Annotated in this window: 20 protein-coding genes; 5 read left to right on the top strand and 15 right to left on the bottom strand. The window is 35.7% G+C overall.

Annotated elements, in window-relative coordinates; genetic code table 11:
* The first annotated feature begins 120 nt into the window (after positions 1–120).
* A complete protein-coding gene (locus CLV73_RS03085) occupies positions 121–663 on the top strand; it encodes a helix-turn-helix domain-containing protein (RefSeq protein WP_100375408.1) in 543 nt (180 codons plus the stop codon).
* Between the two features lie 98 nt (positions 664–761).
* Positions 762–1,982 carry a retropepsin-like aspartic protease gene (locus CLV73_RS03080; protein ID WP_100375407.1) on the top strand — a complete coding sequence of 407 codons (1,221 nt, stop codon included), beginning with the start codon at positions 762–764 and terminating at the stop codon, positions 1,980–1,982.
* Between the two features lie 156 nt (positions 1,983–2,138).
* Here the strand turns inward: CLV73_RS03080 and CLV73_RS03075 are convergent, their stop codons facing one another.
* The 4 genes from CLV73_RS03075 to CLV73_RS03060 form a co-directional block, all read right to left on the bottom strand.
* Positions 2,139–4,268, bottom strand: a complete 2,130-nt coding sequence (locus CLV73_RS03075) for an SNF2 helicase associated domain-containing protein (protein ID WP_228424208.1) — start codon at positions 4,266–4,268, stop codon at positions 2,139–2,141.
* A gap of 281 nt (positions 4,269–4,549) precedes the next feature.
* On the bottom strand, positions 4,550–5,794 hold the full coding sequence (locus CLV73_RS03070) for an efflux RND transporter periplasmic adaptor subunit (protein ID WP_100375406.1): 1,245 nt from the start codon (positions 5,792–5,794) through the stop codon (positions 4,550–4,552).
* Position 5,795: 1 nt separating this feature from the next.
* Positions 5,796–10,157 carry a CusA/CzcA family heavy metal efflux RND transporter gene (locus tag CLV73_RS03065; RefSeq protein WP_100375405.1) on the bottom strand — a complete coding sequence of 1,454 codons (4,362 nt, stop codon included), beginning with the start codon at positions 10,155–10,157 and terminating at the stop codon, positions 5,796–5,798.
* 146 nt (positions 10,158–10,303) lie between these two features.
* Positions 10,304–10,675, bottom strand: coding sequence for a DUF6660 family protein (locus tag CLV73_RS03060; protein ID WP_228424206.1), 372 nt, complete (start codon positions 10,673–10,675; stop codon positions 10,304–10,306).
* Positions 10,676–10,913: 238 nt separating this feature from the next.
* On the opposite strand from CLV73_RS03060, the gene CLV73_RS03055 reads away from it, so the two are divergent.
* From CLV73_RS03055 to CLV73_RS03045, 3 genes are all read left to right on the top strand, one after another.
* On the top strand, positions 10,914–11,285 hold the full coding sequence (locus CLV73_RS03055; RefSeq protein ID WP_100375404.1) for a hypothetical protein: 372 nt from the start codon (positions 10,914–10,916) through the stop codon (positions 11,283–11,285).
* A gap of 60 nt (positions 11,286–11,345) precedes the next feature.
* The gene (locus CLV73_RS03050; RefSeq protein WP_100375403.1) at positions 11,346–11,855 is read left to right on the top strand and encodes a hypothetical protein; all 510 of its coding nucleotides are present in this window, start codon (positions 11,346–11,348) and stop codon (positions 11,853–11,855) included.
* A gap of 122 nt (positions 11,856–11,977) precedes the next feature.
* Positions 11,978–13,486 carry a T9SS type A sorting domain-containing protein gene (locus CLV73_RS03045; RefSeq protein ID WP_100375402.1) on the top strand — a complete coding sequence of 503 codons (1,509 nt, stop codon included), beginning with the start codon at positions 11,978–11,980 and terminating at the stop codon, positions 13,484–13,486.
* A 55-nt stretch (positions 13,487–13,541) separates the two neighbouring features.
* Here the strand turns inward: CLV73_RS03045 and CLV73_RS03040 are convergent, their stop codons facing one another.
* From CLV73_RS03040 to CLV73_RS02995, 11 genes are all read right to left on the bottom strand, one after another.
* Entirely contained in the window at positions 13,542–15,974 is a 2,433-nt protein-coding gene (locus CLV73_RS03040) for a bifunctional YncE family protein/alkaline phosphatase family protein (RefSeq protein WP_228424204.1), read from the bottom strand.
* 236 nt (positions 15,975–16,210) lie between these two features.
* Positions 16,211–16,822 (bottom strand): DUF4142 domain-containing protein, encoded by a 612-nt coding sequence (locus CLV73_RS03035; RefSeq protein WP_100375400.1) that lies wholly within the window; start codon positions 16,820–16,822, stop codon positions 16,211–16,213.
* 178 nt (positions 16,823–17,000) lie between these two features.
* Entirely contained in the window at positions 17,001–17,171 is a 171-nt protein-coding gene (locus tag CLV73_RS18840) for a lmo0937 family membrane protein (protein ID WP_157798711.1), read from the bottom strand.
* Positions 17,172–17,642: 471 nt separating this feature from the next.
* Positions 17,643–18,923, bottom strand: coding sequence for a cryptochrome/photolyase family protein (locus CLV73_RS03030; RefSeq protein ID WP_228424202.1), 1,281 nt, complete (start codon positions 18,921–18,923; stop codon positions 17,643–17,645).
* The gene (locus CLV73_RS03025; protein WP_100375398.1) at positions 18,910–19,602 is read right to left on the bottom strand and encodes a lycopene cyclase domain-containing protein; all 693 of its coding nucleotides are present in this window, start codon (positions 19,600–19,602) and stop codon (positions 18,910–18,912) included. The genes CLV73_RS03030 and CLV73_RS03025 overlap by 14 nt, the downstream gene beginning before the upstream one ends.
* Positions 19,603–19,604: 2 nt before the next feature.
* The gene (locus tag CLV73_RS03020) at positions 19,605–20,063 is read right to left on the bottom strand and encodes a sterol desaturase family protein (protein ID WP_100375397.1); all 459 of its coding nucleotides are present in this window, start codon (positions 20,061–20,063) and stop codon (positions 19,605–19,607) included.
* Positions 20,041–20,529: an SRPBCC family protein gene (locus CLV73_RS03015; RefSeq protein WP_100375396.1), complete on the bottom strand. Its 489-nt coding sequence runs from the start codon at positions 20,527–20,529 to the stop codon at positions 20,041–20,043. Before CLV73_RS03015 ends, CLV73_RS03020 begins: the two co-directional genes overlap by 23 nt.
* A 20-nt stretch (positions 20,530–20,549) precedes the next feature.
* Positions 20,550–21,386, bottom strand: coding sequence for a phytoene/squalene synthase family protein (locus CLV73_RS03010; protein WP_100375395.1), 837 nt, complete (start codon positions 21,384–21,386; stop codon positions 20,550–20,552).
* 2 nt (positions 21,387–21,388) lie between these two features.
* Positions 21,389–22,861: a phytoene desaturase family protein gene (locus CLV73_RS03005; protein WP_100375394.1), complete on the bottom strand. Its 1,473-nt coding sequence runs from the start codon at positions 22,859–22,861 to the stop codon at positions 21,389–21,391.
* A 2-nt stretch (positions 22,862–22,863) separates the two neighbouring features.
* On the bottom strand, positions 22,864–23,532 hold the full coding sequence (locus CLV73_RS03000; protein WP_100375393.1) for a MarR family winged helix-turn-helix transcriptional regulator: 669 nt from the start codon (positions 23,530–23,532) through the stop codon (positions 22,864–22,866).
* Between the two features lie 209 nt (positions 23,533–23,741).
* Positions 23,742–24,551: an anti-sigma factor gene (locus tag CLV73_RS02995; RefSeq protein WP_100375392.1), complete on the bottom strand. Its 810-nt coding sequence runs from the start codon at positions 24,549–24,551 to the stop codon at positions 23,742–23,744.

Here is a 24,551-nt window from a genome sequence, read left to right as displayed (position 1 = left end):
AATAAAATTAAGAGACAAAGGTAAAAATTATACGGACAGAAAAATTATATTTTCTACAATTTATCCTTCTCATAAAAATTCATTTGTAAGAATAAAATCTATAATTTTACAAAAAACGGCATGAACAAATTACTGGCAATAAGAGAACAATTGAATCTTACACAACAAGAGCTTTCGGAGAAAACAGGAGTTTCTGTAAGAACTATCCAGAGAATAGAAGCCGGAACTGTTCCCAAAGGTTATACCCTTAAAGCCTTGTGTAATGCTTTAGAAATTAATGAAGCTGAATTACTCGGGAACAAAATTACTGAAGATGATAACAATCAACATCAATGGACAAAAATAATCAATCTCTCATCACTGCTTTTTACATTTATTCCTCCATTAAATATTTTAATCCCGGTCTTTATTTTATTCTTCAAAAAACAAAATAATGCACTTACCCGAAAAATTATTTCCATTCAGATTTTATGGACAATAATTGCAGTTTTATTATTCATTGTCATCCTTATCTTAACTGATTGGTTGGGAATCCAAACTCAGTTTAAACTTCTGATTCCTATCGTCTGGATATTGGTCAACATCATTATAATTCTCAGAAATGCTGTAGCTCTCAGTAAAGACAAAAATCCACGGATTTATCCCAATATCAGCATTTTATAATATGTGACGGCTGATTGGCGGCACTTTGGCGGAGTATATTTTCCTCTATTTTGGGTGATTACTATTTCCTTTGCTGCATAAATTTAGCTCCAACAATTATGAAGTCATTGTATTCTTTTTTAGTTTTATTTAAACATACCATTACAGCCCTTATTATTCTTATCGTTTCAGGATTTTCTTCAATTGTAAAATCTCAATCACAGCTTCCGGTAATTGAAGCTTCTAACGAACAAGCACATATTAAAGACGGAAAATATGTCGAAGTCAACTGGAAACTGGATCCAGCATTAAAACCGGATACTTATTTTATTAACATTCCGCTAAAGAAAAGTGTTGTTCATTTCAAAACAGATAAAGGAAGCTTAACCTTTCGTACGCAGCCTGGAAAAAACTATGATTTTATAGTTGTTCTTAACAAAAAAGACAGTTGCCATGTGAGGATTTCATCTACACAACCGCCCAATCCTGCTCATTTAATTTCTAAGAATTCTTTTCCTCAAATTATCCCGTTTAAACTGATAGGTTCAAGGATTTATTTTGATGGACTTATTAATGGAAAATCAGTTACGGTCCAATTCGATTTGGGAGCAGGAACCAGTGTTATAAATACAAAATCTGTAGAACGTTTAGGACTCTCTTTTACTTCTCAGACTCTTATAAACAATACAAACGGAATTAACCAAGCAAGGACAAGCCTTGATAATGAGTTGAAATTAGCAGTTTTACACTGGACGGGAATTTCTTTAACCGAGGTCAGGAATATGCAGGATTATGAAGATATTATCATTGGAAACAGTTTTTTCAAGGATAAAATTATTGAAATAGATTACGATAAAAAACAATTTATCATTCATTCTCAACTTCTTTCCACTAAAGGGTTCAAAAAACAGCCTGTTTTTTATGAGCAGGACAGACCAAAGTTTAATGTAAAATTTAGTCACAACAATAAAAATTATGACTTCTGGTTCCTTTTTGATACCGGAAGAGACGGAACTATGCTCCTTGGGGAAGATTTCACCTCAAAAAAGGATTATTGGGAACAACTGGTCCCACTAACAACCATTAATGATAAAAAAATAGTACGTCTTGATGCAACGATCTCCGGAGTTTATTTTAAAGACATTGTTACCAACGCTGCTGATCCCAATAAGCCTAAAGGAAAAACCAGCTTATTTGGCAATCAGGTTTTAAATCATTTCAATGTGATACTGGACAATAGAAAAGGTATTCTTTATATTAAGCCCAATAGCAGGACTTATGAACCTTATTCCGATTATCAGAACTATCTGAAAGAAATTAGTAAAATGCAGAAAAAATAATTACCTATTATAGAATTTCCAGAAGCTCATTTTTAGACAGACTATTAAAGAAAGAAGCATCCGTTTTAATTAAATCCTGAGCCAGCTTATGTTTTTTCTTTTGCATGTTCATGATTTTTTCTTCTACGGTATCCGTACAAATCAATCGAACTGCCACTACATGTTTAGTCTGTCCGATTCTGTGGCTTCGGTCGATCGCCTGATTTTCGATGGCAGGATTCCACCAAGGATCAATAAGATAGACATAATCTGCCTCGGTCCTCCGAAATTGAAATTATCTAAAAAATTCAGCCAATTTAGCCCTTCGCGCTGATAATCTCTGAGTTTAGCATTCAATTCTGCAGGAACCGGGATTTCACTCCTGTTTATCTTTGAAAATTGCTGGTGGTAAGTCGTAATTTCATTCTGTACTTCTTCACTCAACACTTCTTTTTCAAACAAATCTGATATTTCTGTAAAATTGATCTTTGGAATTTTAAGCAAATCCTCATCAATATCTCCTGCCTGAAAATATCGGGTAATTTTTTCAATCCATTCATCCGGTAAAATTCCGTGAGAACCATCATCCAGCTGGACAAATTTACTTTTGTTTCTTAGAGCCCGGTGTACTTGTTTCAGAGTGGCTTTCTTTTTTCCGAAGTGAACTTTTAATTTAGCATTAAACCAGTCAATTCCACTATTGACTTCTATGGTTATTTTGGCTTTGTGAGGATTGAGTTTATTATTTTTAATTTCATTAAATCCTAGAATAGTAATCCCTTCATTCCGCCATATTTCAAAGGCATTTAAAAACCAGTTTTCGTCTAAAAACTTATCTTTATGCAGATAGAAATATTCGTGTCCTTCTAATTGTTCGCTAAAATCTAAATGCTGATTCATGATCACCGAAGTGAGAGCAATTTCTGTATTGTAATCGCGTTCTATTTTAAATTCGTTTCCGTTCTGATCAGTATCAAATATCTGCTTTCTGGAATAAACAGGAACTTCTACCTCTCCATATTTCATTACGGGAATAATGGATATGAAGTTTCCTTCCTGATTCAGGTAAACAATACGTTCTACCTCAAAATTTTTCTCAATAAGCTCCCCCGAAGTAGCTTTACGGATATAACTGTAATTAATATGAACCAGATTTTCCAAAGGAGCCAAAACATTCTGAAAAAACTCTTCATATTTGGAAGAATGAATCAATAAGATTTCATTGTTGGTCTTGAAAAACTTAAGCACCCGAAGCAGATCGGGATGATCTACATAATGGAAAGTCTGCTGATGATACACAAAGTGTTCATGGCGAATCACTACATTGCTGAAAGGAAGTGAGGTATCATTGAAAACAAGCTCTCCTGTAATTTCAAAAAACGGTTCTTTTTTAAAAACAGTTAACTGTATCTCGGCTTTTAAAACTTTTATATCAACAGGAATCAGAGATTTTGCAGAAATGGTTTCAGAAATTTCCCTGTCATGAAAAAAGGTATCTAATTCTAATGGATTCTTAATAATCTGCTGTAAAGCATCCAGTTCTGTATCTGTATTGTCTTCGTTATATTTATTCTGAAAAACAACAAGGGCAGTATAAAATTTAACTGCCAAAGGACTTTCAGATTTCCATATAAGATTCATCGGATCTGTACTGCTTACCGGATTTTTAATTTTCCCCGTCTGCGTTATATCCGCTTCCATAAGCAAAAAGCTCAACTGATTGTAGTAACGGTGTCTACCAATAACGAGAATCTGCTTTTTATCGGTCTCCTGGGCCGCTAATTTTTTGATGAGGGATTGCTGTTGCGGAATAAGATCTTTCTTAAAAACCTGCTCATCCATTTTAAGCAGTTCTTTCATTTTAGTTTCAATCCTCAGCTTTCCATCCGTATGGTTCAATTGAAAATAGGCATCGAGATTAGGTTCGTTTTCCAAACCGTAACCTTTAGCTGACCGCACCAGTATCTTACGGCGTAAGTTGTTATCATAGAAAATACGGAAATCTTCATGTTCGAGGATACAATGAATGACTTCTGCCTGATGCTCACAAAGTTTTTGATCATCCTGATCACAGGAACAGGATGAAATAATATCATTTCCGATCTGGCTTACTGAAACGATGGGAGAATCAACCGTTGAATTTCTTTTGGTAAAAACTCCTACATTTAGTTCAAGAGCTATGGGAAGAATATTTTGGAAATCTCTCTTTTCCATAAAACTTCCGTTTTGGGTATGCTTCAAGAGGTCATACACCGAAAGCGTGCTGATATGGGTATTGAATAGTGTGTGTTCTCCTGATAATTCCATTACTGATAACTGATTTTAAAAATGTAGGACGAGGCGCCAAATTTCTGAAAATTAATAGAAAACTTGTTATACTTTTCAAAAATTTACTTCTTATTTTTCATTACGGATGAACTTCACCATTAAGATATTTTAAGTTTTTCAGAATATTAAGTTGAGCTTCGCTTTACCCCTGCTAAAATCCTTGATTTTATCTTAATTAACTTAACAACTCAATAGCTCTTAATGGTTTAAATAAATAGTAAAAAAGTGAAATTCTTTTCGAAGAATTTCACTTGGGAAATTTAATGTTCGTGTTCTTCTGAGTTGGACAATTTTGCATTAACAAAGAAAGCTCCTTTTACCACAATCTTTGTATCGGGAGCAATATTATTTACCGGAGTAATCGCGGTGTAGGCCATATCTGTTGAACCTTTTACCACTTCAATTTTTTCAAAATTCATGGTTTTTGAATGTTCTTTCGTTTCTTTCCCGTGATTTTTTTCTTCTTCATGCTCTTCTGTCTTTTTATCGGTCTGTACAAAGACATAATATTTTCCGTCTGCTTCTACAATTGCTTCATTCGGAATAGCAGGAGTAACCGATTTATCCAAGCTTACAATTCCGGTGATATTCATCCCGTCGATCAAACCTTCTTTATTTCCAGTAACATTGGCATGAACAGAGATTGTTTTGCTTTCATTTTCAAAGGAAGAACCGATGCTGTATATTTTTGCATCGTATTCAGTTTCAGGGTTATTGGTCAGCTTAAAATGGACGATCTGCCCGATCTTCATTTTGGGTAAATCTTTTTCAAACACCTGAAGATCAAGATGAATGGAATTGTTATCAATAATATCTAACACGGGAGAAGAAACATCTACATAGCTTCCGATCTGTGCATTGATGTTACTTACCGTTCCGCTGATTGGAGAAGTAATAACCAATCCCGAACGCATATTACCATTGGTTACTTTTCCCGGATTGATTCCCATCATCTGAAGCTGTCTCTGTAATGATGATCTCTGAGTTCTTAAGCTTTTTAATTCTGCATCTGCACTTTGGAGATTCTTTTTCGCTCCTGCATCATTATCAAAAAGTTCTTTTTGCCTGCTGTATTCCTGCTGTGCATAGGTAATTCGGCTGCTTATGGTCAAATACTGTTCCTGTAACTGAATATATTCCGGATTGCTTATCGTAGCCAATACCTGACCTTTTCTTACAAAATCACCGATCTGCACATTAATCGTTTTAATGACTCCGCCATATAACGAAGTTACCGTAGCCTTTCTGTTGTTAGGAACCCTTAATAATCCGTTTGCTTTAATGGTTGAAGTAAGCTCTTTCATTTCAATCGTCGCCAACGTCACTCCGACGGATTTCATTTGTTCTTCCGTAAGTTCTGCAATGGTTTGGGAAATTTCTTCATGATTTTCCTCTTTCTGTTCTGTTTTGGGTTCCACAGCTTTTTCAGCAGCTTCTTTTTTCCCACAGCTTATCACAAAAAGCGAGATAAATACAAGACTGATGATATGATATTTGATGTTCATTTTATTTATTTAATATTGAATTGATAGTAATTACAGATTCATTCACCTGCTGGATAGATTCGAGGTATTTAAGCTGAATATTCGTAGCGGCCTGCAAAGCAAAAAGATATTCCACATATGATATTTCACCTGTTTTATACCCTAATTGTCCGGCTTTTATAATCTTTTCCGCATTAGGAATGGCTTGGTTTATATAATACTCATATCGCTTTATATTTTGCAGGTATTGATTGAAAGCATTTTCCAACTGGTTCTCCAGTTGTTTTTCCTGGAATTTTGCGTTGGTTTCCGCCATTTGCTTCTGAAACTCCCAGGATTGCATTCTCGCTTTTGTCGCCCCGAAAGTCAAAGGAATGGAAACTCCTATTGTTCCCGAATGAAAGCGGTTTCCACCATTGAAATACTGCTCCATTCCGTTAATAGTCTGAAAACCGATTAAAGACTGATTGGTATATCCGATGGTAAATTCCGGAAGTCCCTGAGATTTTTCAACATTTTTATTTTTTTCCGCAATCTCCATTTCCTGATAGAATGCTTTTACGGTAGGATGCTTTGCAATCGAAAGACTATCAAGAACATTCTCTGCATTTAAAGGATAATAGTTTTTATTGGAAGGAACTGTAATTTCTTCAGATGTATTGAGCAGTGTTTTTAAGTTTTTATACGCATTGGTAAGATATACTTCATTCTGCTTCAGCAGCAGATTAATTTCTCCTTTTTGGGTTTCAGCCGTGTTGATCTCGATTTTTTTAATATCTCCTGCTTTAAACCTTACCGTAGCAATTCTTATAAAATCCTGATACAGACTATCCAGATGTTTAAGCTGCAGCTGATTATACTGTAAATATTCAATCTGGTAATAATAGGTTCTGACCTGCTTTGCCAGTTCATTGGCAGAAATTTCCTTATTAATCTGTTTTCCTTTAATTTCTTCAGCAACCAGTTCTTTTCTGGCTTTAAACAAAGTCGGAAACGGAATATTTTGCGAGATCGAAAAAGACTGGTCAAACTTTTTACTGTTATACTGGCCTAACTGTGCATCCACACTCAGTTTCGGAAGCTCTTTAGCGGTAGGTTTTAAGGCTTCGCTGGCTTTAATATCCAAATCTTTTGATCTGATAAGATCATTATTGCTCAGCGCCATTTGAATAGCCTGTTCCGGAGATAAAGGACTTCCCTGCTGTGCTTTGACAGTCTGTCCAAAGAACAAAAACCCTAATCCAATAACTGCGCTTAATGATTTAGGTTTTATCTTTTTTAAATCAATTTTTGTATTAAAAATAATATACAGCATCGGCAATACGAATAACGTAAGAAAAGTTGCGGTAATCAGACCACCTATCACCACTGTTGCCAAAGGTTTCTGAACTTCGGCACCTGCTCCCGTGGAAATAGCCATCGGTAAAAATCCTAAAGACGCTACCGTTGCCGTCATCAATATAGGTCGCAATCTGGTTTTTGTCCCTTCAATTACCCGTTTTATAATATTCGTTTCGCCATCTTTTTCCAGTTGATTGAAAGTTCCGATCAGCACAATTCCGTTGAGAACAGCAACACCAAATAGTGCGATAAATCCTATTCCGGCACTGATACTGAAAGGCATATCTCTGAGTACTAAAGCAAAAATACCTCCTATTGCACTCATTGGAATCGCTGTAAAGATCAATGCTGCCTGTTTAAAGGAATGGAATGTGAAATACAGCAACATAAAAATTAAAAATAATGAAACAGGTACTGCAACCATCAATCGCTGACTTGCAGCCTGTAAATTTTCAAACTGACCTCCATACGTGAAATAATAGCCTGATGGTAGTTTTACTTTGTCCAGCTTTGCCTGAATGTCTTTTACAACACTTTCCACATCGCGGCCTTTTACATTAAACCCTATCACTATTCTACGTTTTCCCTCTTCACGACTGATTTGTGCAGGTCCTAGTTTATAACCGACATTCGCTACCTGAGAAAGCGGAATCTGTGCCCCGGAACTGGTTGAAATCATCAGGTTATTTACATCGTCAATATTCGTTCTATGGAGGCTGTCTAAACGCACTACCAAATCAAATCTTCTTTCGTTTTCAAAAACCTGCCCCGCAGCCTGCCCTGCAAAAGCGGTACTTAAAGCATTGTTTACCTCTTCAATATTCAGTCCGTAGTTTGCCATTCTGGTTCTGTCATATTCCACATTGATTTGTGGAAGGCCACTTACCCGTTCAATCTGTGGCGAAGTCGCTCCTTCAACCGACGAGATTATTTTTGCCGTTTTATCCGCATACATTGCCAATGAGTCCAGATTCTCGCCGAATATCTTTACCGCCACATCTTGCCTGATTCCTGTCATTAATTCATTAAAACGCATTTGGATCGGCTGGTTTTTCTCAAAAAATACTCCCGGAATAGTTTCCAGTTTTTCGGAAATTTCATCAGCCAGTCCGTCATAAGACTTTTTTCTTTTCCACTCCTCTTTCGGTTTTAAAACAATGATCAGATCTGAAGCTTCCGGCGGCATCGGATCTGTAGGGACTTCTGCTGAACCTGTTTTTCCGATCACCATTTTTACTTCGTCAAATTGCTTGATAATTCTTGAAGCCTGCATGGATGTTTCAATACTCTGGCTCAATGAGCTTCCCTGCGGGAGAATACAGTGAAAAGCATAATCTCCTTCCTGCAACTGGGGGATAAACTCACCTCCCATTCTGTTAAATATGAAGACAGAAACCACAAATAAAGCCATTGTACCTCCCACTAAAGCATATTTTATCTTTAAAGCTTTTTCCAATAACGGTTGATAAATTCTTTGCAGCCTGTTCATCATTTTATCTGAAAAAGTCTCTTTATGGGCTATTTTTTTAGATAAAAATAAAGCACTCATCATCGGAATATAGGTTAGCGACAGAATCAACGCTCCCAAAATTGCAAAACCTACTGTTTTCGCCATTGGGATAAACATTTTTCCTTCTACACCTGCCAACGTTAAAATAGGGATGTAAACAATTAAAATGATAATTTCTCCAAAAGCTGCACTACTCCTGATTTTTGAAGCCGATAAGAATACTTCCTCATCCATTTCGGATTGGGTCAATATTCCTGTTGTTTTTCTGAGTCCTAAGTGATGAAGGGTTGCTTCTACAATAATGACCGCTCCGTCTACAATCAAACCGAAATCAATTGCTCCTAAACTCATCAGATTGGCACTGACTCCGTAAACATTCATCATTCCTAAAGCAAATAAAAGAGAAAGCGGAATCGCCGAAGCCACAATTAATCCTGCTCTGAAATTGCCTAGAAAAAGAACCAGAACGAATATGACGATTAAGGCACCTTCAATTAAATTTTTCTCTACTGTATTAATGGCTCTGTCTACCAAATCTGTACGGTCAAGAAACGGTTCAATAATAACATCATCAGGAAGTGATTTCTGAATCGTCGGAATCTTATCTTTAATTCTTTGCACGACTTCATTGCTGTTGGCTCCTTTCAGCATCATCACAACACCTCCTACTGCATCAACTTCGCCATTATAAGTAAGAGCCCCATAGCGGATAGCATGACCAAGACCAACATTCGCAACATCTTTTATAAAAATAGGGACACTTCCCGTTTCATTTTTTACAGCAATATTCTTGATGTCTTCTATTGACGTTACCATACCGATTCCTCTGATGAAATAAGCATTCGGTTTTTTATCAATATACGCTCCTCCCGTATTCTGATTGTTCTTTTCTAAAGCCGTAAAAATATCGGTGATACTGATTCCCATTGCTTTCAAACGATCCGGATTGATGGCTACTTCATATTGCTTAAGCTCTCCACCAAAGCTGTTGATTTCGGCCACTCCCGGAGTTCCGTTCAATTGTCTGCGAACGATCCAGTCCTGCATAGTTCGCAGCTCTTTACTCGTGTATTTTTTTTCACTTCCTTTTTTCGGATGAAGAATATATTGATAGACTTCTCCCAAACCTGTACTTACAGGCGCTAATTCGGGAGTTCCGATGCCTTTGGGAATCTCTTCAACGGCTTGCTTCAGCTGTTCGCTGATTAACTGACGGGCAAAATAAATGTCTGCGTTCTCTTTGAACACAACTGTAATTACGGATAATCCGAATCTTGAAATACTTCTCGTTTCTTCTATATCCGGAATGTTGGCAATACTCTGCTCAATGGGAAAGGTTACTAACTGTTCCACTTCCTGCCCTGCCAATGTGGGACATACAGTAATAATCTGTACCTGATTGTTAGTGATGTCAGGTACGGCATCAATCGGTAATTTTGAGGCACTCCAAACGCCCCAGATGACAAGCACCACAGTCATTATTCCAATGACAATCTTATTCTTGATGCTAAATCTTATGATTTTATCTAACATTGAATTTAATTTTTATTGAATGTCGGTCTGCTTAAAATGGTTAAGCAGAAGGACAAAAATGAAAAGAAACTCCATGCAACGGAATTGCAAAGATTTCATAACGAATTGATGAAAGACAAGAGTCTTCCACCAAAAATCAATAAAAATTAAATCTTAGGAGGTTGCCAGATCTGGTCATACACCAAATAGGCAAAATCATTTTTCTGAAAAAAGATTTTCTTTGAAAAATAGCTACGAACCTGCTCCGGAAAGATAATGACAGGTTCAATTTTAAAAGAAGTCACCGTCATCTGGCAACAATTGCAAAAGCATAACGGAGAACAGGTATCATTGCTTGAATGGGAATGTTCCTGTGGATTATTTACGTATGCAAAATTCGGAGTAGCATTCAATTGCTTAGCAGCAACATCATTGCATGGCATGATAGACAACGCCACGAAATAGAATGTTAAAAGCAATCTGAATAAATACATTACAACAAATGTATAAAAATTATCCTTAACAGCTGTTTTTATCATTCGGAATCTTGAATAATAAGAAATTGGTATACATTTCAAAAACTACAGTAAAATAGTTTTTTGTAAGAAAAAATGGACTGATAAAACTTTGTATATTTGAGCGTCATGTTAATTAAAAACCATTATGCAAAAAGTATTCTTACATTAATCCAAAATACTTTTATTCTTTATTTAAAGTAACTATGAAGATGAAATTTAGCACCTATTTTATTTATTATAGCCATATGAAACTTATATTATGAAAAATTTATCCCTGATTTTCTTTTTTTTATTTTGTTCTTCTATAAGTGCACAAAGAGTCTCAATAAATTTTTCTTTAGATGAAACTAATGAAGAAAATAAATTAAATAAATATCTTGAATACGAAAGCTTGTGCAACAAACTAAATTTTGTAGAAAAAAATGTCTCAGAATTTGTTTCACTTGATTCTCGTTATAGAAATCTTGACAAAATTCTTGAAAATATTTCTGAAAAAAGTAAATATGAAATTCAAATACTGATAGCTTATGGAAAAAAATTCACAACTTTTGAACAGCGTAAAGAAAAATTAATTGAAGACGTATCAACAATTAAACAGAATTTTAAATGTTTAGAAAGTAACTTCCATTAATATTACCTATAAAAAAACATATCAGATATCATCTTGAAAACAATCTCTTATACCTCTAAAATGCTTAAAATTAAAATACTTTCTCTGCTCATAATCAGTCTATTTTCAAATTTCTGTTTTGGACAAAATGAAAAAGAATATCGAGAAGAATTTACCTTAAAAATCCCCGTCGATTCGATCCAATTTTATCAACAGGAAGTTCCGAAATCAAAATACTTTGTGAAAGAAGGGGTTCTGCAAATATTTCCTGGCGAAAATTTATATGTCGAAACTGAAATAAGTGGAAACAAAATTACATCAATGAAAGTTGTAAAGGAAAACTTAAATCCTGCAAAGACCATTGAAATCAAATTCTCTCAAACTGTAGAGGGAAGAAAACATGAGCAAATGGTATTAGAAGTTAAAAATCCGTTTGATAAAGAACTGAATTATGATGCTATGATGTTTATTGTTGGCCATGATAATTGGATGAAAACAAGCATCATTCCGATCAAGCCCAAACTCATGAATTTTGAAATGTGGAATGATGTAATCATAACTTTAGTGTTGAATAATTGGAGAATAAAGTAATATTCCCATGTAATTATAAAATAAAAATAGTTTTATAAGTGGTATGTTACATGCATCGGCTTTTTAAGCATTCAAATTAATTTTAATTATATTTGAATAATCATCAAATTGACCACAATTATATGAAATATATATTTATTCTTTCTTTTTTCTGTATTTATCTCAGCAACAATCTATACTCACAGGCTCCCGCCATTGAGTGGCAGAAGACCTATGGAGGTCTCCAGTCTGACTTGCATAATAACCTTCATCAAACTTCAGACGGAGGATATATTCATATTGGCTCATCTTCGTCTAATAATGGAGATGTTACCGGAAATCATGGCTCCGGAGATATTTGGGTAGTAAAAACAAATGCTACTGGAGATATTATGTGGCAAAAATGTTTTGGAGGTTCTTACCTGGATATTGGAACTTCCATACAACAAACTTCAGACGGTGGATATATTCTTGCAGGAATTACTGCTTCTCACGATGGAGATGTTTCCGTAAACTATGGTTACAAAGACTCTTGGGTGATAAAACTGGATGCTTCAGGAAATATACAATGGCAAAAAACATATGGAGGACCTAATGATGATTCTGCTTACAGTATAAGACAAACAACTGATGGCGGATATATTGTCGCAGGATACAAAAGTATGGCCCCTCCAACTTTGGTAGGAGGCAATAAGGACTTCTGGATTATAAAATTAGATGCTTTAGGAAATATAGAATGGGAACAAACCTATGGCGATCCGTCCGGCTGGGAAGAAGCGCACTCTATAGAACAAACAACAGATGGCGGATATATCGTCGCAGGATATTCATCTTCACCGTATGGCTATGTAATCGGAAATCATGGTGCCAATGACTATTGGGTTATCAAAATAACCGCAACAGGTATTCTTCAATGGCAACAATCGTTGGGAAGCAGTACGAATGATGTAGCACAATCGGTGAAACAAACGACAGATGGCGGATATATCGTTTCCGGGTATTCTATATTACAAGGCGATGGTGGAAGTCCGGATTATGATTTTTGGATCGTAAAACTTAATTCCACAGGAACTACACTATGGCAGAACTTTTTCGGAGGAAGTATGGATGATAGACCTGTAGGACTTGACAGCACTCCTGATGGCGGATGTATTGTTGCAGGCTTCTTCTACTCTTACGATCCGATCACTGGTTTTCCTCAGTCTGATTTTGGAGTGATCAAACTTAATGCTTTAGGCAATGTAGAATGGCAGAATTCTTATGGTGGAACATATAATCAAGGAGCGTCCTCCATTCAAAGAACCTCTGACGGAGGATATATTATAGGAGGGTTTACACAAACAGCTAATGTCACCTCTGATTTCTTAGTGATAAAACTTGCAGGAAATCAGCTTGGTACCCATGGAAATACAATTAAAAGTAATATTTCAATTTACCCTAACCCAGCAAAAGATTTTGTTACTATAGACCATCTTCCGGCCGGAGCTACAATTAGCATTCACGATATGTCGGGAAGAAAGATATTTAATAAAAAATATTCTGAAACTAAGGTTTCAATCAATACTTCTGCGTTCTCAAGTGGGGCATATATCGTTCAGGTTGATGATCAGGAAAAAACCATTCTATCTGAAAAACTGATTATAAAAAAATAATGTTTAATTAGGGATTGGAATCAAATTCCCCTATTTTATTAAGAAATACAACCTATTAATCATCATCTTCGTCCTCATTAGTTTTCAGAAACGCGGCACGTATCGGAGCAGGCGCGCTTTCTCCTTTGATTCCCTGCCAAAGGATTTCATTGAATACCAAATCAGGAACGGCATCTTCCTTAGACCAGTCAAACTTCGCGCTCAGCTCTGCTAATTTGCCTTTTTCAGGATTTCGTTCATTAAGATTTATATTAGCCTGAACATGATCGAATGAAGCAAAATCCGGCTGATTAGTAAATGATCGCCACATAGGAACTGCTGCTGCATCATATTGGGTCATAGGTTTCATTCCGAGGATTAATTCAATCGTACGGAGCATTCCCGCTGTGGAATACATAGTATGATCAACAGATTTTCTTTTTACATAAGGACTTATCAGATAAGCCGGACTTCTGTGGGCATCCACATGGTCGGGACCGTTTTGAGCATCATCTTCAAGAATAAAAATAGCAGTTTCTTTCCAGATAGGGCTTTTACTTATATGATCAACAAACTGACCTACTGCCAGATCGTTATCCGCAACGTGAGCATAAGGTGTTTTTTTACCTGCTCTCATTCCCTCCGTATGATCATTACTGATACGAATAGTGGTTAACTGAGGCATTTTACCGCTTCGAATAAGCGCATCGAAATCTTCTTTCCATTGTCTGACACGAGTGGTATCCGATACACTTAAGTCATAGCTTGTATAGCCTGTCGCTACGTGTCCTTCCAATGATTTTACATTTGGTTTTCCTTTATCTGCAAATTCCCCGTATGTTCGGTAAGTTACATTATGCCTTTTCGCATTATCCCAAATAAATCCGCCTTTATTATTGGCTATTTCCCTTTCTCCTTCACCTCCGTAGCTTCCTCCTCTTCCTCCATAGCTCGAAGGCCATGTTTTTTCCAGATAATCTGTTGCATAAGCCCCCATACTCCAATTGTGTCCGTCTGCACTTACTTCCGCATCCACATAGAAATTATCTAACAATACAAATTCATTCGCAATTTTATGCTGATTCGGAGTTATTTTCTCCCCAAACAAACATAAATTGGGATCACCGTTTCCCTGCGGAAGATCTCCTAAAATCTGGTCATAGGTCCGGTTTTCTTTAATGACATAAAAAACATATTTAATGGGCGATTTTTCACCTATCTTCATGGGAATGGGATTTCCGGCTTCGCCTTCCGCATTCAGTTCCTTATCTTTCGAGTAAGGTGTATTCTGATAGACAGCATGTGAATAAATAGCCAGTCTTTCAGGTTCCGGATTCTCAATAAAGCTTAACGTTCCTTTGAACAGACCGGCAATATATTGTATTTCCTTAAGTTTATTAGCATCTCCAGAATGGCGATCAACCTTCTCTTTTTTATCTGTAGGATTCGGTCCTCGGGGATTGGCTTTGGAAGAAAGACCTTTTCCATTGGTTACCAAAATCTCATTGCCTACCACCTTGACATTCGTAGGATACCATCCTACAGGTATAAATCCTTTGGAAACTGATTTCCCGGGATTCGTTACATCAAAAACAGCAAGACAATTGTTATCTGCATTGGCAATATATAAGGTTTTTCCATTTTCAGAAAGGGCAACTCCATTACTTGTGGAACCGCTTGGTGCATTAGGGTATAGCGCCGCATTCAGAGTTTCTACAACTTTACCCTCTTTGGTATTGATTACTGAAACTGAGTTATCATTGGCATTGGCAACATACAGCCATTTTCCATTTTTACTGAAAGTAATTTCATTGGGATGATTTCCCACAGCAATCTCTTTTGTTATTTTTTTAGAAACAACATCCCAAACCAACAGTTTTTCAGCTCCCCAAACACTGATGTATAATTGTTTAAGATCTGGTGACAGTTTACAGGTATAACCTTCTGCTCCCAGATCAACCTTAGACTGTATTGATTTGTTGTTAAGATCAATTACATACAATTTTTTATCTTCTCTGGTTACCACATACAGCTGTTTCTGAACTTTATCATCAACATCCAGCCCTGCAATACCAATTTTTTCAGGCCATGGCTTTCCCAGAACAATAGAATCCAGCAATGCCAATTTTCCTTTTTTAACAGAATAGGTCTTAATCATATTATCATGTCCTCCCGAAGCATATAAAACAGTATCATCTGAAGAAAAAGCCAATCCGTACCAGGATTTTGCAATAACTGAGCTATCTGTCTTTTTTTGATGTTCAATATCCATCAGATCAATGGTCTGTGTACTTTGTCCATTATTGGTTACGGCAGCCCATTTTTTGTTATGACTGATGACCAGATTGAGAGGAAGATCACCCAAAACCACCTGATTTCCCACAGGGGTTAATGTCCAGCCATTAGGTAAACCTACTTTATGATTTTCTAATTCCGCAAGTATTTTATTCTGTCCCAGTACTCCCTGAGATAAGATTATCGCAGAAAGTATTAAGAATATATTCTTCATCTTTTTCATTGTACATAATTATGAAAATACGTTAGAATGAAGAATGACTGATTCAATTTTTAAAGAAAACTTAATATAACAAACATTTTTGCCTTAAAACAAATGTTCAATCGTGGCAAAAATTATTCAAGGAAAAATTTAATCATATAAAAAAGAAAAGTTATTCCAAAGAAGTTTCAGGATTTTACACCGTCGGTTCTTTTCGGAATAACTTTATTTATAGGTTAAGACAAATATTATTTTACTGCTTCTTTTGCCTTTTTGGCTTCCATTAAATGATGTTCTAAAGTAGGAAGTGTATTGCTTGCGAACGATTTCAAGGCAGATTCTGAACCGTCAGAAGCTTGTTTTTTAAAGTCTTTTATATCTTCCTCATGATCATCTACCATTAAATCGGTGTACATTTTATCGAATTCCATTCCTTTTTTAGTTTTCAGCTCATCATACTTCTTCTGTTTTTTATCATCCAAATCTGTAGGCAATGTATATCCTACTCCCGAAGCCCATTTTTTGAGCTCTTCATTGGCTTTGGTGTGATCATTAACCATCATTTCTCCTAATGCTTTTACTGCAGCATTGCCTGCATTGGTAGCAGCCAGTTTTCCCATCATTACTTCCATCATTCCTCCTCTTGATGCGTTTTCTGCAAACTTCCTGTCCTGATCACTCAGCAGATTATTTACATCATGTTCATTAGACATCTTAACAGAATCAGAAACAGTCATTCCCGATTCTGCCGGAGCAGATACTGTAGAACTGTCTGCAGACTGATTAACAGTCGTGGTTTCTTTTTTCTTACAAGCCATCATAGCAACGGCTGATAAAAGGACTAACATTGATTTTTTCATATTATAATTTTAGTGGTTAAAGTGTGTGTTGCAACTTAATAGAATACATCATTTCAACAGAAGGTCGGGTTCACCAGGCTTAATACTTTTGAAACAGAAGCATTCCTAACTGCTTAATTTTGAATTAATTTTAACTTGAGTACCCCATTATCTTCTTCTTTATGGATAATCTCAGTATCTAATCAAGTGGTTTTCTACCTGTGATAATATTATATAAAATCACAATAATTGCAATTACTAATAATACATGTACTAAATATCCCGTACTGATTCCCGGAATGATTCCTAAAATCCCTAAAAGCCATACCGCAATACAAATGACTGCTACTAACCATAATACACTTCTCATAATCTAAAATTTTTAAAGTTATACAATGAATAAAGACATGGTCTTGTCTATAATTTTAAAATAGCTTATTAAGTCACCATCAACAGTAACTCTTTATTCAAAGATATTTCTTTAATAATCTTTTTGTTTATGACTTGAATCATAAACTCTGCCTTTATGATCTATTTACCTTTATAAATATCATTCATATCTATTCCAGCATTATCTATCTATCCTCCTCTTCTGAGGAGGTATTTTACCTGCTGATTCTGATATATGAAAAAAGCACTCTAATGAGTGCCTGTCTAATCAGAGTTTCCTCCAACAAAAAATTTATCTTATGCAAAGATATTTATTCATTTTATTGCATCTTATGATTTGAATCATAGGAGGAAGTTTACATCTTGTTTTAACTTTAATCTCAATATCATCACTTTATTTCCAGCATTATTATTTTTTGCCCCTCAATAGAGGGGTTTTGTTATAATAAGCTTAAGTAAGGGCTTTCTTATAGGTTTCCAACGCACGTTCTCTGGCGAATTTATGCTCAACTAAAGGAGCTGGCTGATCATAATTTGTTAGCCATTTTTTAATATAGACATGGTTTTTATCAAACTTTTTGGTTTGCTCTTCGGGATTAAAAATTCTGAAATAGGGAACAGCATCACATCCGCATCCTGCCGCCCATTGCCAGTTTCCATTATTGGCAGAAAGATCATAATCTAACAGCTTTTGTGCAAAATAAGCTTCTCCCCATCGCCAGTCAATGAGCAGATGTTTGGTAAGAAAGCTTGCCACAATCATCCTGACCCTGTTATGCATAAAACCCGTTTCATTAAGCTCACGCATTCCTGCATCCACAATAGGATAACCGGTTTTTCCTTCGCACCAGGCTTTAAATTCTTCTTCATTATTTCGCCAATTGATGCTCTCGTATTTTTTCTTGAAACAATGAGCCACCACATCAGGAAAATGAAATAGAATCTGCATAAAAAACTCCCTCCATATCAACTCATTAAGCCAAGTATCACTATGCTCAAGAGCAAATTCCACACATTTCCTTATAGAAACCGTCCCAAAACGAAGGGCAATCCCTAGATGTGTAGTATGGTCTAAAGCCGGAAAATCCCTGTATTGCTGATAAGAATCAATGATCTTTCTGTCAATTGAAGGTTTTGTAAAGTTTACTTCTGTTTTCTTAAAACCAATCTCCTCCAGGCTGAGAATCTCTAAAGAGTTTTTCAACTGAATAAAATTGCTGAAGTCAGATCTGTATTCATCAACAGATTGTAAGTTCTCCTTCCACTTTTTTGAATAGGGAGTGAAAATGGTATATGGAGACTGGTCGCTTTTGAGGATTTCATTTTTTTCAAATATCACCTGATCTTTAAAATCTAAAAATCCAACTCCATTTTTTTGAAGAAAATCCGCTATTTGCTTGTCTCTTTTTATAGCTTGTGGTTCGTAATCTCTGTTACAAAATACGGTGTCAATTTCAAACTCTTCTGTAAGCTGTTTAAAAATATCAATAGGTTTTCCGTAATATGTTTTAAGACCACTGTTATAGATTTTCAGTTCTTTATCTAAACTATTCAAAGCCTGCTGGATATAATCTACTCTTTTATCGGATTTATCCTGAAGAAGATCTAAAATCTCCGTATCAAATATAAATACAGGCAACACTTTGTTTCCTGATTGTAAAGCATGATACAGCCCCGCATTATCTTCGAGCCTAAGATCTCTCCTGAACCAGAAAACATTAATCTTGCTCATTATTTTTAAATTTTTGAAATAAAAAGATGTTCCATAAAATCATTTCATATCCATACACTGTATCTTCAATGGGTATTGTAAGCATTCTGATACCCAGGAAATCCTGTGGATTGTAATTGACAACGGGAGATTCCAGACCTGTTCCCGTAAGTATTCCGTTTACTGCAAAAAAACCAGGCATCAGAAAAAGATATATAAGTGATGCTTTACCAATCCACCTCGACTTTAACACAAAATAGAGGATAAAAATACTAACCGCCGTGGAAGCAAAAGTTACTAAAGTATAAATCTTATCATGAGAATAGAAAGCTATGAACAGTGAAGAAATAATCGATAGACAAACAAAAGCTTTTTCAGGCAAAGGATTCCAATCTAGCGTAAAAAATTTATCTATACAGAAGTAGGTGAAAATACATGAAAAGGGAATACAGAAAAAGAACAGAATCTCTTCAACCGGAAGATTATATATCCGGATTCCTAAAAGATAAGTATCATTAAACCACCAAACTCCTTTTTGTGTAAACCAGATATCCCATACAATGAATACTGAAGCCACTATACACGAAGCTTTCAAAAAGGCGGTAAAGTGTCTGTTGAACTTTATTTTAGGATGAAATGAAAAAATAAAACAGATAATTACTGTACAAAAATCAATTAAAAGATAGGTATATTGCTGCATTATCAGGCTTTACTTTTATTAAAATACATTTTAAAATACTGTATAGGAACCCACAGAAAGCCGAAGCACTCCCCTTTTTCTTTTCTTGTATGTTTATGATGCTGTTTATGGGCTCTTCTTATGGCAAGCAGATAAGGATTTTTGGTATTTCGAAGAATCTTCAGCCTCTGATGGATAAAAATATCATGAACAAAGAAATAAGCCATTCCGTACAATGCTATACCTACTGCTATATAGAACCAAAAATTAAAGTTCTGTAAAGTTCCGTAATACATCAGCGCTATGGTAGGCAGCGCAAAGATCAGAAAAAAGTAATCATTTTTTTCCATAGGACCATGGTTGCTATGATCGTGATGATCTTTATGCAAGCTCCATAAAAAACCATGCATAATATATTTATGAATACACCACGTCATTCCTTCCATGATGAGAAATGTACTAAGAACGATCAGTAAATTCATAATTTTTTTTGGTATTAAATAGTTCTTCTAAGACCTTATATCGGTAATTGAAAATATGCTCAAGCTTTTTTCTGACAAATAATTTATGGGCAATTTCGCCTAAAAAGCCGAAAGGAAGCTCATACTTTACAACATCCTTCATAAATACTCCGTAATCATTAACTATAAACTCATGATGGTGGTTCCAAAGTTTATACGGCCCTTTTTTCTGGAAATCGGTAAAGCTTTTTTGAAAATCAACATGGGTAATTTCCGTTTTCCATTTCATTTCTATTCCCATTATAGGCGAAACATAATAATCAATGATCATCCCTTCAAAAATTTCATCATCTTCCATTTTGGTAAGCACCGTAAAATTCATTTCAGGTGGTGTGATGATCGCAAGATTGTTTGCTGAAGAAAAAAATTTCCAGGCCTCTTCGATATCACAATTCAGCTGCTGTTTTTTATAAATTGTATGTACCATGGCTTTACTAAGGTATTATATTATAAAAAAGAAGTTTTGTACTGGAAATAGCTGCTCATCATTACAGACAGCTTCTTCCCGTTGGATATTCTTATTCTTCGGTTGATCATTTCATTGGCAGAAGTTCTTTTTATTTTTCTGAACAATGAAGTATAATATCTAAAGGCCAGATAAACACCGAATCTTGAAGAGCTGGGAAGCTTTTTAATGCCCTGCAATGCTATTTGGAATTCTTCTTCTATTTCTTTTTCAATATGAGCTTTTACAGTATTATCAAAATAAGAAATATCCACATTCGGAAAATAGCATCGTCCTAAGATCTGATAATCATCTTTCATATCCCTAAGAAAATTGACTTTCTGAAATGCTGATCCCAAGATCATTGCATAGGATTTCAACCGCTCAAACTCTTTGGGGTTTCCTTCTGTAAAAATATGAAGACACATAAGTCCTACAACTTCAGCAGATCCTACAATATATTCCTTATACAAATCAGAATTATAATCAATCTTCTGGAGATCCATTTCCATGCTTTTCAGAAACTGGTGAATGAGACTGTGATCAATTTTATATTTATGCACCGTTTCCTGAAATGACTGTAAGATGGGATTGAGTGAGATTCCATCTTCCAGAGCCTGAAAAGTCTCCTGTTTATACCGTGACAAAAGCTTTTGCTTATCATAAGCATGAAAGCTGTCTACAATTTCGTCGGCAAGGCGTACATATCCATAAATGGCATATATAGGATTTCTCAGTTTAGGCGAAAGTGCCATTATTCCCAGAGAAAAGCTTGTGCTGTACAGCCTGGTTGTTTCTCTGCTCACTTTGTAAGAAAGGTCGTCAAACAATTTTTTCATAGTTAATTTATTTTGCGGGCTTCATTTGCTGCTATTTTACCGGAAATTATAGATGGTGGAACTCCGGGTCCGGGAACTGTAAGTTGGCCGGTATACAACAGGTTTTTAATTTTTTTATTTCTGATTGAAGGTTTTAAAACTGCCGTTTGAGATAACGTATTGGCTAGACCATAAGCATTTCCTTTGTAGGCATTGTAATCTTCTTTAAAATCATTGATGCAATAACTTCTTTTATACTCTATTCTTGACAGGATATCAGAACTTCCGGTATGGTTTTCCAGCCTTCGGATCATTTCATGGAAATATTTTTCTCTTATTTCTTCAGAATCTTCTATTCCGGGAGCTACAGGCATTAAAAGAAATACATTTTCACAGTTTTCAGGAGCAACCGTTTGATCGGTCTTGGACGGGCAACAAGAATAGAATAATGGTTTTGTGGGCCATTTTTTATCTTCATAAATTTCATGAGTATGTAATTCAAGCTCATTTTCGAAGAAAAGCGTATGATGCTTCAGATTAGGAATTTTCCCTTTAATTCCTAAATAATAAATGAGACAAGAAGGAGCAAATGTTTTCTTTTCCCAATAGGAAGAAGCATAATTTCTGCTATTCGGAGGAAGAAGCTTACTTTCCGTATGATGATAATCTGATGAAGCTATAATAATATCAAAATACTGTTCTTCACCATTCACTTGTATTGCATGAGCTTTATCATTTTCAACATTAATTTTTTCAACCGTCGAATTAAAATGAAAATGTACTCCCTGATCTTTTCCTATCTGCATCATGGCTTCGGTCACTTTTGAAAAACCTCCCATTGGATACCAGGTCCCCAGTTTATATCCTCCGTAGTTCATAAGACTATACAGCGCAGGAATTTTTGATGGTGCCGCTCCCAAAAAGATGACAGGAAACTCCATCAACGCGATGAGCTTAGGATGTTTGAAATATTTCCTCACAAACTTGCTAAAACTACTTAGCAAGTCCAGTTTTAATGCATTTGCTGCCATTTTTGGGGAAACAAATTCTAGCCATGAATGACACGGTTTATTAACGAAATCTTTCATTCCGACCTCATATTTAACCTGAGCGTCTTTCATAAAACTCTCGAGCCTCTTTCTTGCTCCCTTTTCCATTTTTTCGAATAAAACAACCATTTCCTCATAACTGTCCGGAATACTCATGATTCCATCAGAAAAGACCATTTCAAACTGAGGATCCAACCTGACCAGTTCATAAAAATCAGATGATTTTTTTCCAAAATCCTCAAAAAACGATTCAATAATATCCGGCATCCAGTACCAGCTCGGACCCATGTCAAAAGCATAGCCTTCTTCAGTTCTGAATTGTCTTGCTCTTCCACCCACATTGCTGTTTTTTTCAAACACATGAACTTCATTCCCTTCTTTTGCCAGATAAGCAGCTGAAGACAAACCGGAAAATCCTGAACCGATAATGGCTATTTTTTTATTCATGATTAGTTTTTTAGGAATGAATATTCTGAGCTAATGGTATCGATAAGGTTTCTGGATTCCAGATGACGGCTGAAGATCGGATGATGAAATTTTTCCAGCTTTTCAAGAATTCTTATCAGCTCCATTTTTTCCGAATGGTTAAGATTTCCGGCCACAATATTGGTAGCCGTTCTTATTCTGCTCATCTGATTTTCCAGTGAAACTCTTCCTGAGTCCGTAATGTTTATCACTTTTGTTCTTTTATCCTTCTCAGACTCCTTTTGTTCTATCCACCCCTGCTTGATAAGCCTGTTGATAATCAGCATTCCAGCCGGTTTTTCGTGAATATTTTTTTTAATGAGTTCCATTTTGGTCATTTCTCCAAATGTTTTGAGCGTAATCAGATAAATAAAATCTTCCTGTGTCGCAAAATCTGAATCCCAGATCGCAGATTTCGAATATGATTTTGCATATCTGTTAAGATGTACCAGCGAAGTGCTTATCACACTTTCCGGACTTCTTCCATTTTCTTTGCCTTCCCAGTAAGGTTCATTCTCTTTCTTCTCTGAGGACTCATTCTTACACAACCATGTTTTAAAACCTTCTATATCCGAAGAATAAGCATGACTTTCATTTTCGATCTCAAATTTTTCAAGTAAGTTGAGAACATCTTTTACAATTGAATAGTGCATAAACTTATAAATTAGTACACAAATATACTAAATAATAATAAATAAAGGTTATAAATATCCTTTTATTAGTTTCTATAAATTAAAATTGGCATTAGAACAAGCTTGTAACAAAAAACGTTCAGTTGTAATATACAACTGAACGTTTTTTATAAAACTAATTAGTTTTAAGTATTTAATAAAATTCTGTCTTAACTTATTGAAATTATGATCTACACTCCACCCATTACATACATATTTTCCATAGTAGGAGTCGGACTTCCTCCCTGCTTTTCTAAAGTAATGGCAAAAGCCTGAGCATTGGGAATATTAGCGATCGCTATTTTACTGTCTTTATCTTCCGTGTACATTCCTGCATTCACAGGTTTCCCGTCTGTGATGGCCCATAATTGATACTGCATTCCTTCAGGAGCTTTAGGTAAACTATCGGCATTCAGATACACTTCTTTTGTTTTAGTGTTCCAAAAAACCATCGCTTTGGAGTCGGCATGTTTTTCTACCCCTTTCAGCATAACCATTTTCATATCAGGATTGGAGACCATTTCTATTTTTTCATGCATTTTCTGCATCGCAAGATCCTGATTTTTCTTTTCAGTTTCCATTTTTGCAAGCCTTTCTTTAGCTTCAGACTGGCTATTCATCCAGAAAAGATTTCCGGCCACACTCACTAAAAACAATACTGATGCAGCAACTGCAAAAGCTTTCCAATTGCTATTTCCCTGAATTTTAATTTCTTCCTGAGACTTTGCAGGAGGAATATCTGCTGAAACCACAGGATGTAGTTCCTCAACAGTCTGTTCCTGCTGAATCCTATTCCAGATTTTTGTTTTTAAATCTGCCGGAGGCGTTACAGACTGTGCAGTAGCAAGATCTTCCAATGTTTTTTGAGCTTCTTCAACAGCCGCCTTTACTTCTGCATTATTTTTCATCACACACTCCAAAATACCTGCTTCCTCAGGAGAAGCAAGACCTAGAATATAAGATTCTATTATTCCGGATGATATGTATTCTTTAGTGTTCAA

The organism is Chryseobacterium geocarposphaerae (assembly GCF_002797535.1).
In the GTDB taxonomy this organism is placed as follows: Bacteria; Bacteroidota; Bacteroidia; order Flavobacteriales; family Weeksellaceae; genus Chryseobacterium; species Chryseobacterium geocarposphaerae.
Note: the sequence above shows the minus strand (reverse complement) of the source record. Positions and strands in the feature narration are given on the sequence as shown.